Origin of the sequence: Zwartia vadi, assembly GCF_030410375.1 — a bacterium.
In the GTDB taxonomy this organism is placed as follows: Bacteria; Pseudomonadota; Gammaproteobacteria; order Burkholderiales; family Burkholderiaceae_B; genus Zwartia; species Zwartia vadi.
On record NZ_JAUHHE010000002.1, the window covers coordinates 277,818 to 290,617 of the forward strand.

General features: G+C 49.3%; 14 protein-coding genes. 3 read left to right on the forward strand and 11 right to left on the reverse strand.

The window, feature by feature from the left end; translation table 11 throughout:
- Window positions 1–24: 24 nt before the first annotated feature.
- The 5 genes from pheS to QWY27_RS03000 form a co-directional block, all read right to left on the reverse strand.
- The gene (gene pheS, locus QWY27_RS02980) at window positions 25–1,047 is read right to left on the reverse strand and encodes a phenylalanine--tRNA ligase subunit alpha (protein ID WP_290194547.1); all 1,023 of its coding nucleotides are present in this window, start codon (window positions 1,045–1,047) and stop codon (window positions 25–27) included.
- A gap of 95 nt (window positions 1,048–1,142) precedes the next feature.
- A complete protein-coding gene (gene rplT / locus QWY27_RS02985; RefSeq protein ID WP_259659573.1) occupies window positions 1,143–1,502 on the reverse strand; it encodes a 50S ribosomal protein L20 in 360 nt (119 codons plus the stop codon).
- Window positions 1,503–1,515: 13 nt separating this feature from the next.
- A complete protein-coding gene (rpmI, locus tag QWY27_RS02990; RefSeq protein ID WP_259659572.1) occupies window positions 1,516–1,713 on the reverse strand; it encodes a 50S ribosomal protein L35 in 198 nt (65 codons plus the stop codon).
- Window positions 1,714–1,953: 240 nt separating this feature from the next.
- Window positions 1,954–3,498: a YifB family Mg chelatase-like AAA ATPase gene (locus tag QWY27_RS02995; protein WP_290194553.1), complete on the reverse strand. Its 1,545-nt coding sequence runs from the start codon at window positions 3,496–3,498 to the stop codon at window positions 1,954–1,956.
- A 155-nt stretch (window positions 3,499–3,653) separates the two neighbouring features.
- Complete coding sequence (locus QWY27_RS03000; RefSeq protein WP_290194601.1) at window positions 3,654–3,917, reverse strand: accessory factor UbiK family protein; 264 nt, start codon at window positions 3,915–3,917, stop codon at window positions 3,654–3,656.
- A 280-nt stretch (window positions 3,918–4,197) separates the two neighbouring features.
- On the opposite strand from QWY27_RS03000, the gene glnK reads away from it, so the two are divergent.
- Window positions 4,198–4,536 (forward strand): P-II family nitrogen regulator, encoded by a 339-nt coding sequence (glnK, locus tag QWY27_RS03005; protein ID WP_290194555.1) that lies wholly within the window; start codon window positions 4,198–4,200, stop codon window positions 4,534–4,536.
- A 27-nt stretch (window positions 4,537–4,563) separates the two neighbouring features.
- Window positions 4,564–5,802 (forward strand): ammonium transporter, encoded by a 1,239-nt coding sequence (gene amt / locus QWY27_RS03010; RefSeq protein ID WP_290194557.1) that lies wholly within the window; start codon window positions 4,564–4,566, stop codon window positions 5,800–5,802.
- A 64-nt stretch (window positions 5,803–5,866) separates the two neighbouring features.
- Here amt and ptsP read toward each other — a convergent pair whose 3' ends face one another.
- The 6 genes from ptsP to thrS are packed head-to-tail and all read right to left on the reverse strand — an operon-like array spanning window position 5,867 to window position 11,798.
- The gene (gene ptsP, locus QWY27_RS03015; protein ID WP_290194602.1) at window positions 5,867–7,579 is read right to left on the reverse strand and encodes a phosphoenolpyruvate--protein phosphotransferase; all 1,713 of its coding nucleotides are present in this window, start codon (window positions 7,577–7,579) and stop codon (window positions 5,867–5,869) included.
- 28 nt (window positions 7,580–7,607) lie between these two features.
- Complete coding sequence (locus tag QWY27_RS03020) at window positions 7,608–7,877, reverse strand: HPr family phosphocarrier protein (protein ID WP_290194559.1); 270 nt, start codon at window positions 7,875–7,877, stop codon at window positions 7,608–7,610.
- A gap of 42 nt (window positions 7,878–7,919) precedes the next feature.
- Window positions 7,920–8,315, reverse strand: a complete 396-nt coding sequence (locus QWY27_RS03025) for a PTS sugar transporter subunit IIA (protein WP_290194561.1) — start codon at window positions 8,313–8,315, stop codon at window positions 7,920–7,922.
- Window positions 8,316–8,318: 3 nt separating this feature from the next.
- Window positions 8,319–9,284 carry a glutathione synthase gene (gene gshB / locus QWY27_RS03030; RefSeq protein WP_290194563.1) on the reverse strand — a complete coding sequence of 322 codons (966 nt, stop codon included), beginning with the start codon at window positions 9,282–9,284 and terminating at the stop codon, window positions 8,319–8,321.
- A gap of 3 nt (window positions 9,285–9,287) precedes the next feature.
- Window positions 9,288–9,830, reverse strand: coding sequence for a translation initiation factor IF-3 (infC, locus tag QWY27_RS03035; RefSeq protein ID WP_290194604.1), 543 nt, complete (start codon window positions 9,828–9,830; stop codon window positions 9,288–9,290).
- An 18-nt stretch (window positions 9,831–9,848) separates the two neighbouring features.
- Entirely contained in the window at window positions 9,849–11,798 is a 1,950-nt protein-coding gene (thrS, locus tag QWY27_RS03040; protein WP_290194565.1) for a threonine--tRNA ligase, read from the reverse strand.
- A gap of 75 nt (window positions 11,799–11,873) precedes the next feature.
- Between thrS and QWY27_RS03045 the strand changes: the two genes are divergently transcribed.
- Window positions 11,874–12,689: a M15 family metallopeptidase gene (locus QWY27_RS03045; protein WP_290194567.1), complete on the forward strand. Its 816-nt coding sequence runs from the start codon at window positions 11,874–11,876 to the stop codon at window positions 12,687–12,689.
- The last annotated feature ends 111 nt before the right edge of the window (window positions 12,690–12,800 follow it).

The following is a 12,800-nucleotide window of genomic DNA, read 5'->3' on the forward strand; positions in this document are numbered from 1 at the left end:
GAACCGTCTCGGGTCTGAACTAAATTAATCGTTGAATTGTCGCAAGAAGCGCAAGTCACCCTCAAAGAACTGTCGAAGATCGTTAACCCCATAACGCAACATCGTCAGCCTCTCGAGGCCTGAGCCGAAAGCAAAGCCAATGTAGCGCTCGGGATCAAGTCCGAAATTACGGACAACATCGGGGTGAACCTGACCCGAGCCGGAAATTTCTAGCCAACGGCCTTTGTTAGGACCGGAGGTAAACATCATATCTATCTCTGCAGAAGGCTCTGTAAAGGGAAAAAACGAAGGACGAAAACGCAACTCTAAGTCTTCGGTTTCAAAGAAACACCGAAGAAAGTTGGTGTAAACGCCTTTTAAATCAGCAAAGGAAATATTTTCATCAATCCAAAGCCCTTCGACTTGATGAAACATCGGCGAGTGCGTCGCATCGCTATCAACGCGATACGTTCTGCCAGGTGCGATGACTTTGATTGGAGGCTTGTTCATACGTGCGTAACGGACCTGCATAGGACTGGTGTGCGTACGCAACAACAATGGCAAGCCCTTATCGTCCTTCATATCAACATAAAAAGTGTCCTGCATCGATCGAGCCGGGTGATTTTCTGGATTGTTGAGTGCGGTGAAGTTTGTCCAGTCATTTTCGATTTCAGGACCATCCGCCACATCAAAACCGATCGATTTAAAAATCTCCTCTACGCGCTGCCAAGTCCTAATAACAGGATGCACACCTCCAGCCCCCATCCCTCTTCCGGGCAAGCTGACATCGATAGTTTCTGCGGCAAGGCGAACATCAAGTTGCGCTTGTGCAAGCGCGGCTCTGCGTGAATGAAGCAATGCCTCAATCTGCTGTTTGATTTGATTGATCCGCGCACCCTCTAAACGCTTGGCTTCAGGATCAAGCTTGGCTAGCCCTTTCATCATTTCCGTCAGACTGCCTTGCTTGCCTAAGAAACGCGCCTTGGCGTTCTCAAGAGAAGCGGCATCTGTGGCCTGTGCAAATTGCTGCTGGGCCTGCTCAATCAGGTCATTGACTATCTGAGTCATTTCGAAAAACCTTAGAGAAACGAAGCTTAAAAATGAAGCTTAAAAATGCAAACGGAGCCAAAGAGGCCCCGTTTACAGATACATCTAGTCAGAGCTTAAGCAGCCAACGCAGATTTGACCTGATTGACGACGGCAGCAAAGCCAGCCTTGTCATGAACAGCCATATCTGCCAAGACCTTGCGGTCAAGTTCGATTGCCGCTTTCTTAAGGCCTGCTACAAAAACGCTGTAGGTGACGCCATGTTCACGGACTGCGGCATTGATACGCGTAATCCACAAAGCGCGGAATGTACGCTTTTTGTTACGACGATCACGATACGCGTACTGACCTGCACGCATAACCGCCTGTTTGGCAATACGGAACACATTACCGCGGCGACCGCGATAACCTTTCGCTGCGGAAATAACTTTTTTGTGACGGGCACGTGCCGTGACACCACGTTTTACGCGAGGCATTGTTTATCTCCTATCAAGCGAAAGGCATCATGGCTTTAACTGAAGCCACGTTTGTTTTGTCGACCGCTGCTGAACCGCGCAACTGGCGCTTGTTCTTAGTGGTTTTCTTGGTGAGGATGTGGCGTTTAAAAGCCTGACCTCGCTTGATCGATCCGCTGCCGCGAACCTGAAAGCGCTTTGCAGCACTTTTCTTGGTCTTCATCTTGGGCATATCAATTCCTGTTTATTGACTTGTACTCTGTAGGTGCCCTGAAAAGATGATTTGCCAGAGACGGCTAAATCCAACTTTCAGTTCTTGTTAACCCCAGCGCACTTTTTGTACTGCATCACTTTTGAACTGCATTTTTTTACTGCAACGACTTTTCCCGTGTAGCTTTACCGAGAAAGCCTTTGATTATATGACATATTTTCATTGTTTGCAGACTCCATCCGCTGAAACCTCAAAAAGCGCTTAACTCGACTTGAAACGATATTGAAAAGCCTCTGCAAAATGCTGCGAATCGATTTCTCTATCCAAATCTAGATCAGCGATTGTTCGTGCAACACGCCTGACGCGCTGAATCGCCCGTGCTGAGAGATAGTATCGATCAATCAATACGGTCAAGAGAGATTTAGCACCTTCAGTCATCGAGCAATACTCATCCAATTGACTATCACTGAGTCGCGCATTGAGATTTCCCTGTCGGTCTTTCTGTAAAACCCTAGCTTGGCAAACACGAGCGCGCACTTTTTCTGAAGTCTCACCAAGTGGCAAGTCCATCCACTTTTCATTTTCTTGAGTTAAATGCACATGTAAATCGATTCTGTCCATCAACGGACCGGATACCCGAGCTTGATATGAAAGTAATTGCTCAGGACGACACTGACACGCGCGTTTGGGATGACCGCTCCATCCGCACGGGCAAGGATTCATCGTTGCGATAAGTTGAAAGTCTGCAGGGTAAACAATCTTCATGTTGGCCCGTGCGAGCGCAATCTCGTAATTTTCAAGCGGTTCCCTAAGCGCTTCACGTACTTTACGGTCAAACTCAGGTAATTCGTCTAAAAAAAGAACACCGCGATGTGCAAGGCTTGCTTCACCTGGTTTTGGCTTGAGCCCTCCTCCAATGATGGCCGCAAGAGAAGCTGAATGATGTGGCGCACGAAACGGACGCAGCACATTGAACGGTTGAGAAATGCCGGCATATGCCGCAATGGAAGCAACTTCAAGAGATTCGGCCTGGGTCAACTCAGGCAAAATATCAGGCAAGCGTTTTGCCAACATGCTTTTACCTAGGCCTGGCGTGCCGTTAAATAATAAGCTGTGCCCGCCCGCTGCCGCGATTTCGAGCGCCCTTCGGGCAATGACTTGACCGCGTATCTCTGATAAACACGTCTTGGGCCTGGCGACTTCAAAGGTTTTTGCAGCAACTGCGGGCTCAAGCGTAGCCGTTCCATTCAAATGTGCAACGACCTGTTCCAGACTTCTAGCGCCCAAAACGTTGACGCCCGGCACACGTGCTGCCTCACATGCATCGGTAAAAGGCAAAATCAGTGTTGCGTTGCGAACTGTTCGCGCAACAGCCAATGCAATCGCCAGCGCACCTCTTGTCTGAACCAGTGCACCAGTTAAAGAAAGTTCCCCGGCAAAAACGATATCAGCCAAGAGTGAAGAAACTTCGTTGGATCTTGGGCTGAGTGGATCTGAGTGTTGGGTGACTGGCAACAATATTTGTCCAGAGACCAACAGCACACCCAGAGCAATCGGCAAATCGAAGCGCCCTGATTCTTTAGGAATATCGGCCGGAGATAAGTTGACTGTCAGTCGCCCGAGTGGGAACTCAAAACCGCTGCTCAGGATAGCGGCACGCACACGCTCACGACTTTCGCGGACTTCGGCGTCTGCCAAGCCAACAATTCCAAAACTAGGGAGCCCGCGTGCCAGATGGGTTTCAACGCGAACGACTGGCGCATCCAAGCCAATGAGTGAGCGGCTAAGCAAAACAGCAAGTGACATGGCTTTTTCCAAACAGCCAAGTATGTCGTGTTTAAGTACTCTTTCACGCCCGGACGAGCTGAAAGATCCAGCTCGTCAACTCCTCATTGACTTGAACTTAACTTGCACTTGCAACAATCGGGCATTCGGACAAACGAAAATTAAGCGCTCAACGATCAATCAGACTGATCGGCATTTTCAAGCTTGGCTACACGAGCCTCGAGAGCATGCAACTGTTGCTCCAGGGTCTCAATACGAACATGTGCACGGCTCAATAGTTCAGCCTGAACATCGAACTCTTCGCGTGTGACAAGATCCATTCGATTGAAAGCCTGCCCCATAAAGGCCTTGACGTTGCGTTCAATATCGGCAGCTGGACTTTTAGCGATAAGTTCCGAAACATTTTTTTGAAATTCTTCAAACCAAGCATTTGCTTTCATCACGATGTGCTCCTGTAGCTAATACGGTAGTTTAGAGGGAGTTGCGATCACCCTTACCCTCAAACACTTTTAAAAATTCGAAAAATATCCAAAAAATAACCGTCAACCCAAGAAATAAGCTAAATACTTTCGCACCAACATAGTGCTCATTTATGTTCTTTGCACTTATTTTGAGCCATTCAAGCCAAACAAGTTCTATAGCAGTGCCTGAAATCAATTTATTTGGCTGGCACGGCTTTTGCTTAATCCTCGACACACCCCTTTTATCGAGGAAACACACATGAAGCTCATCATTGCCATTATTAAACCGTTCAAGCTTGACGAGGTCAGAGTTGCCCTCTCCTCGTTGGGCGTTCAGGGCCTCACTGTCACCGAGGTCAAAGGTTTTGGTCGTCAAAAAGGCCACACAGAACTCTACCGAGGCGCAGAGTACGCAGTCGATTTTTTACCGAAACTGCGCGTTGAAGCTGCCGTTGCGGACAACCTTGTTGATCAAGCAATTGATGCAATCGAACAGGCGGCACGAACGGGAAAAATTGGCGATGGAAAAATATTCATCGCGCCACTCGAACAAGCTATTCGCATCCGCACAGGTGAAACCGGCGAAGCCGCACTCTAATTTCATTGAATCAATGGAGCATTAAAAATGGATAAAGCCGATATTGCATGGGTAGGTGTTTCAACCCTGTTAGTTCTTCTGATGGTTGTACCGGGCTTGGCCTTGTTTTATGGTGGATTGGTGCGATCGAAAAACGTCCTGTCCGTGTTGATGCAAGTCATGTGTACTTTCGCCGTAGCAGTGCTGCTTTGGTTTGCATACGGCTATTCGCTTACATTTACTGAAGGCAATGCCTTTGTAGGTGGATTTTCACGTTCATTCTTCAGTGGAATGTTTAATCCAGCAGATGGCGTGTATTCGATGACAGGCTCCATTCCTGAGTTTCTTTACGCAGCTTTTCAAGCGACCTTTGCTGGGATCACCTGCGCACTGATCGTAGGGGCCTTTGCCGAGCGCGCCCGTTTTTCTGCAGTACTCGTGTTTACTGTTTTATGGTTCACTTTTGCCTACATTCCCGTCGCACACATGATCTGGTTTACTTCAGACACTTCTAAAGGCTTGCTTGCAGCAAAAGGTGCGCTTGACTTTGCTGGTGGAACAGTCGTTCATATCAATGCAGGCGTAGCAGCTTTAGTGGGAGCGTTTGTAGTTGGAAAGCGTCTTGGATATGGTAAGGAAGCCATGCAGCCACACAACCTACCTATGACGATGATCGGAGCTTCGTTGTTGTGGGTGGGATGGTTTGGTTTTAATGCAGGCTCAGCGCTCGCAGCGAACGAAATTGCCGCGCTTGCCTTGTTTAACACCCTGATTGCAACCGTGGGTGCGGTCTTAGCCTGGGTATTTACCGAATGGGCTGTCAAAGGCCGTCCGTCCATGCTCGGTGCAGCATCAGGTGCAATTGCCGGCTTAGTGGGTGTCACCCCTGCTGCTGGCTTGGTTGGACCTGTTGGAGCACTTGTTATCGGAATCGCTGCAGGTGTCATCTGCGTGTGGGGAGTCAATGGTCTGAAACGCATAATGGGCGCTGACGATACGCTGGATGTCTTCGGCATTCACGGTGTCGGCGGCATTGTCGGTGGCGTTTTAGTTGCCTTCTTCAACGCAAAAGCACTCGGAGGCCCTGGTCTCGATTCGATTAGTTTGATCGGCGGACAGTTATTTGTTCAGCTCGAGGGTATGGTTATCACGATCATTTGGTCTGGAATCGTTGCTTTTGTTGCCTTTAAGATCGCAGACATGATGTGCGGCTTGCGTGTGAGTGAGGACATGGAACGCGAAGGTTTGGACATCACGACCCACGGTGAATCCGCATACCACCGTTAATTGGATGGATTGAGTTTGATATTTGCCGACGCTGCTGTGTGTAGCGTCGGTTTTTTTATTGTGACTACTGAAGGATAGATGGGTCGATTGTGCTTTGGCGATTCAAAGCAGTGGCGACTTGTTGGCGCAGCGCATTGGAATGCCCTCTCCTGATTTCCCGTTTCACATCAAGAAGTTGCTGGGGGTGCATGGAAAACTGGGTCAATCCCAGTCCAAGTAGCAATCGAGTAAGTTTAGGATCACCGGCCATTTCTCCGCAGACTGCTACAGGAATACCTGTACGCATGCCAGCATTGATCGTATTTGCGATCAGCTTCAGAACCGCTGGATGCAAAGGATCATATAGCGCTGAGACCTCATTATCCGCTCGATCGATCGCGAGCGTGTACTGGATCAAATCGTTAGTGCCGATCGATAAGAAATCCAAGGCATCAGCAAAAGGATCAATTGCGATTGCAGTCGCAGGGATTTCCACCATGCAGCCAACCTGAATATTTGCAGAATAGCGTTGGCCGCGCGCATCAAGCTCACGTTTAGCCGACTCAATAGCGGCCTTGGCCGCAACAACCTCATGCATGTGTGCAACCATGGGAAATAAAATCCGTACTGTCCCGTGGGCCGAGGCTCTCAAAATTGCCCTGAGCTGTGTGGCGAATAAATCAGGATGAGCCAGGCAATAACGGATGGCACGCAATCCCAGCGCAGGGTTTGTTGCCACAGTCGCCTCACCATCCAAGGCCTTGTCCGCACCCACATCAAGAGTACGAATGGTGACAGGCAAATTATTCATCGCCTGAACAACCGAAGCATAAGCAAGATACTGCTCTTCTTCGCTCGGTAATTCAGTGCGACCAATAAATAGAAACTCACTACGAAACAGACCTATTCCACATGCGCCATTAGCAAGGGCAAGGTCCACCTCATCAGGTAACTCAATGTTGGCTTGCAACGACACAGCTATACCATCAAGCGTTTCGGCAGGTACATCTTTAAGAGCGATTAATGTCGTGCGATCGTCTAGGTAGCGCTCTTGTAACACTTGATACTGCTCAAGTGCGAGCGGGGAAGGATTGACGATCAAGACACCTTGAATGCCATCGATAATGACTAAATCTCCGTCTCTTAACAAGCTACGCGCATGTCCGAGTGCAACGACGGCAGGAACCGACATGCTGCGCGCCACAATGGCAGTATGCGAGGTCGCACCACCCAGATCAGTCGCAAAGCCTGCAAATCGAGCGCCACGCAACCGTATCATGTCAGCTGGAGAAATATCGTGAGCAATGACGATCAGTGGCTCGTCACTCTCACCAGCAAGCTCAAACGCACTTAATGCTCTAGAACCCGCAAGCTCGTGTAAAACGCGCTCGATGACATGGCGGACATCAGCACCACGTTCGCGTAAATACTCATCTTCCATTGCTGCAAACTGCTCACCAAGAATCTGACCTTGTGTGGTGAGTGCCCATTCAGCGTTGTAATGTTTGTCTTCGATCAGTTTAAGGGCCTCGTCTGCAAGCAAGGGATCCGACAAAAGCATGCCGTGCACACTGAGCAAAGCAGCCAACTCACGCGGCGCATCCTCTGGCAAAGTTTCAGCCAGTTCGAGCATTTCTCTGCGAGTCGTTTCTAGGGCGCGACTCAAGCGTGCTTGTTCAGCTTGTACTGCAGACAATGGCACGCGATAGTGGGCGACTTCTAGGGCGGCGGCGCCCATGACTAGAGCCCGTCCGATTGCATAGCCGCGTGCTGCCCCCTGCCCGTAAAGGCAAACCATTGGTGAAGGACGCAAGTCGTCCGTCAGGCTATTCGCCTTCGCCGAATTTGTCATCGAACAGTTTTTTAATAGCGTCGAGCGCACGCTCAGCATCACTGCCGTTTGCCTCGACTTTGACGTTGGAACGTATGCCAGCAGCCAGCATCATGACGCCCATAATACTTTTGGCGTTGACGCGCTGAGCGCCTTTAGAGATAAAAATTTCGCTTGAATACTGACTAGCGAGTTGAGTTAATTTGGCCGCAGCACGAGCGTGCAAGCCAAGTTTATTGGACACGACGATATCAAGATCAGGCATATCGAATATGGGTGAAGATGAGGTTAGCTCGCGCAGATACCGTCAGTCTACACGCAACACCGACTGTGTGGCTCCAAGCAGTGCCTTGTTCATGACAATATCTAATGTTGCATTGCGATAATTGATTACTTTGAGCAACATTGAGGCGTTTACCCCACCGAGCACTCTACAATCGACACCACGTTCCCGCAATGCGTGTGCGGCGACAACGGCGATATTTGCAGGTGTTGCGCCTGGCAAATCAGTGAGAACAAGAACACCTTCGCCATTGTCCGCTTCCAGTAATGCCTTGGCTAAAAGCGCCGAGGTCGAAGAAGCGCACTCATTAGGCTGAATATCAAAAATGAAGATGCCGGGATCCTCGCCGAGTACGTGTTTTGCACACACCTCCAAAGCGGATGCAAGGGGCTCATGCGCCACAACAAAAATTGAGACCATCTCTCAGGTAGCCTGAGCAACAGCTTGTTCTAACGCCTCGACAAATCGAGCGCCAACATCAAAACCTGTTTGTTCTGTGATTTCAACAAAGCAGGTTGGGCTTGTGACATTAATTTCAGTCACATATTCTCCGATGACATCCAGGCCGACCAGCAGTAATCCACGCTTGCTCAACTGAGGTGCTATTTCACGCGCAATTTCCCAGTCCCTTTTCGAAAGCGGTTGGGCAACGCCCCGACCACCCGCTGCAAGATTGCCACGCGTTTCACCTGCAAGTGGAATACGAGCAAGACAATACGGTACAGGTTCACCACCTATTAGCAGGATGCGCTTGTCGCCTTGTGTGATCTCAGGGATATAGCGTTGAGCCATGATGGAGCGTTGACCATTGTGCGTCAGTGACTCAAGGATGGCATTGAGATTGGGCTCGTTTACGGAAAGCTTGAAAATGCCAGTACCACCCATGCCGTCGAGCGGCTTGACAATCACATCACGATGTTCAGCGTGAAAGGCTTTGATTCTGGCCATATCTCGCGTCACAAGCGTGGGAGTTGTGAACTTGGCAAATTCTGTAATGGCAAGTTTTTCAGGGTGATTACGGATAGCTTCACCGCTGTTAAATATACGCGCGCCTTGTGCTTGTGCGTAATCAAACATATGGGTGATGTAGACATACTCCATGTCAAACGGAGGGTCCTTGCGCATCACTACTGCGGAAAAGTCCTTAAGGGGGATCTCAACAGCCGCACCTAAATCTTTCCACCAGTTCGATGCGTGCAAATCGGCACCATCGACTAGTCCGATGGGAGCCGCGCAAGCAAAGACATCTCCGTTTTGGATGTATACATCACCCTGCAGAGCAACACTTAGAGAATGACCACGGGCAACAAGTGCCCGCATCATTGCAACAGAGCTGTCTTTGTAGGCCTTTAGGGATGGAAGCGGATCCAGAACAAACAAAACATGCATGACTTAGGCCGCAGCTTCTTTTGTAGGCGTTTTCTTGCGTGGTGAAAGCACCATCACCATTTGGCGACCTTCTAGCTTGGGCATCGCTTCAACCACAGCCATGTCTGTCAAGTCATCCCGTACGCGTTCAAGTACACGCATACCGAGCTCTTGGTGCGCCATTTCGCGGCCTCGAAAGCGCAGCGTGACTTTGGCCTTGTCACCTTCATCGAGGAAACGCTTTAGATTACGAAGCTTGACTTGATAGTCACCTTCGTCAGTCGCCGGGCGAAACTTGACCTCTTTGACTTGGATAATTTTTTGTTTGGAGCGAGCTTCGGCTAAACGTTTTTGTTCTTGATATTTGAATTTGCCATAATCCATCAAACGGCAGACTGGCGGATCAGCGTTAGGCGCGATCTCAACCAAATCGATGTCGTTTTCTTCAGCCATACGAATGGCATCGAAAACTTTAACAATACCGAGCTGTTCGCCCTCTATACCTAATAAACGCACCTCAGGAACTCGGATTTCACCATTGATGCGATGTGGTTTTTCTGTTGCGATGTTGACGACTCCTAGTAGTTAGGCCGACTGCGGTGCAGGCGAACCGGAATTGCGGCGTAATGCCACGTCTTCGTTTAGCAGTGAAACAAACTGAGCGGTCGGCATCACACCGAGCTCAACGCCACCACGTCCACGTACAGCTACTGCCCCTACCTGACGTTCTTTTTCGCCGACCACCAGGATATAAGGGACCTTTTGCAGACTGTGTTCTCTGATTTTATAGGTAATTTTCTCACTGCGTAAGTCTGATTCTACTCTAAAGCCTTGTTTTTTCAGGCTTTGTGTGATTTCTGCCGCATAATCAGCCGCATGTTCAGAAATACAGCACACTACGGCCTGAACAGGGGCGAGCCATGCTGGCATCGCGCCGGCATGATTTTCAATCAGCATGCCGATAAAACGCTCAAATGAACCCAAAATCGCACGATGCAACATCACTGGCGCACGGCGTTGATCCGAGGCGTCAACGAACTCAGCGCCGAGACGTTGGGGCATCGAAAAATCAACCTGGATCGTCCCGCACTGCCAATGACGCCCAATTGCGTCCTTCAAGGTGTATTCGATTTTGGGGCCGTAGAAAGCCCCCTCTCCGGGTGACACCTCGAAGACACACCCGGTTCGTTTAAGGCTTTCCATGAGTGCAGTTTCAGCCTTGTCCCAAACCTCGTCGCTACCGATACGTTTTTCGGGTCGTGTGGCGACCTTGTAGAGCACTTCAGTAAAACCAAAGTCGGCATAGACCTTTTGTAGCAGGGATGTAAACGCAGCACACTCGTCCTGAAGTTGATCTTCGGTGCAAAAAATATGCCCGTCATCTTGTGTAAAACCACGCACGCGCATCATGCCGTGCAGTGATCCAGAGGGCTCGTTACGATGACACTGCCCAAATTCACCGTAGCGCAAAGGTAAGTCGCGGTAGGAGTGCAAACCAGAATTAAAAATTTGAACATGACCCGGGCAGTTCATTGGCTTTAAGCCGTAGACCCGATTTTCAGATTCGGTCGTAAACATATTTTCACGATAGTTATCCCAATGCCCTGTTTTTTTCCAGAGTGAGATATCGAGTATCTGCGGAGCCTTGACTTCCTGGTAGCCATTGTCGCGATAGACTGCACGCATGTATTGCTCAACTTGCTGCCAAATCGCCCAACCCTTTGGGTGCCAAAAAATCAGTCCAGGGCCTTCTTCCTGGAAGTGAAATAAATCCAGATCTCGACCGATCTTGCGGTGATCTCTACGCTCGGCTTCCTCGAGCATATGCAGGTATGCATCCTGATCCTCTTTGGTGGCCCAGGCAGTACCGTAAATCCTCTGCAACATCTCGTTGTTGCTATCGCCACGCCAATATGCGCCGGCGACCTTCATTAACTTGAAAACTTTGAGTTTCCCAGTGCTGGGAACATGAGGGCCGCGACACAAATCGATAAAGTCCCCTTCTCTGTACAAACTGATCGTTTCGTTTCCGGGGATCGCGCCAATAATTTCGGCCTTGTATGTCTCGCCAATCTCTTTGAAATAGGCCACAGCATCGTCACGCAGCCACTCCTCACGCGTCACGACTTCGTCTTTTTTAGCAAGCTCCGCCATTTTCTTTTCAATGGCAATCAAATCCTCTGGCGTAAAGGGGCGCTTGTAGGAAAAATCGTAATAAAAACCATTATCGATCACAGGGCCAATTGTGACCTGCGCTTCAGGAAACAAGGACTTGACTGCATAAGCTAACAAATGTGCAGTCGAATGACGAATCAGATCCAGACCCTCAGCATCTTTAGCGGTAATAATGGCAAGATTCGTATCGCTCTCTAGTCGGTGCGTAGTGTCAACCAGACGGCTTTTTCCCTCATGGGTAATCCGTCCGCCTAGGGCAGCACGCGCAAGTCCTGCACCAATCGATTGAGCCACCTCGGCAACCGTGACCGGTCCTGGGTATTGACGCTGCGACCCGTCGGGGAGCGTAATAGAGAGCATCAGCACTAATCCTGTAACAAATCGACAATCATGAAGTTTACCATTCCATCCTGCTCCAAAAGGACTTAGAAAAGCATGCGAATCTTGAGTGGACTGGTTTTCTTATCTTTGGTCTTGTCGCGCGCGATACTCGCCTCAGAACCGGGGGCATCGACTCTATCTGATAAACGTTTGATTTGTCTGGCAAAAGCTTACCCCGATCACCTGATTCCCCCCACAGATCACAAAAGTCTTCAGTCGCGCTCTGGGCAAACTTACCCTTTCAATCCTCAACAGACGTACAAAAATTACGAAGATGAGCTCGATTTTGCTGATCTTTACAGCCAGTTACGCGTACTCTATTCAACTGGTCTGATGAAATCCCCACCAGATCACCAAGCTGACCCGGGCCGATTGCGGCATCAACCTCTTTTTTTGGATATGTATGGTCATCATGCCTCGGCAGTGACTGCCAACCTCGTTCAGATTGATTGGGCACCCTGTCGTTGTCAGGTCCAATTTTCCAAAGTCAACGGGGCTGCTTCGGCATTGCAAGCGGTTGGCGATGAAATTGAAAAAGCAGGACTGGGACATTATGTCGCTCAACCATTAGGCACCTTTAATTGGAGAAATATCGCTGGCACGCAACGACTAAGTATGCATGCGTTTGGCATAGCGATTGACTTTAAGTTGCCACGATCACTCGGTCGATATTGGCGCTGGGATCTCGGACGTATCAGTTATACGAATAAACAGAATTGGTATCCCCTAGAAATTCTTCAGGACGAAGCCTTGAATCAAGTCGTGAGAATTTTTGAGTCACACGGCTTTATATGGGGGGGCAAATGGTGGCACTACGACAGCATACATTTCGAGTATCGACCAGAGCTCAGTTTGGCTCTACATCATTAACGGGGGACAACGGTATTCATTAAACTTGTTTTTGCGAAGAAACATTTTTTAATGGAGATCATACCGATGTCCCACATCGATTCTATCCTAGGACTGCCTGGATTAGCCATT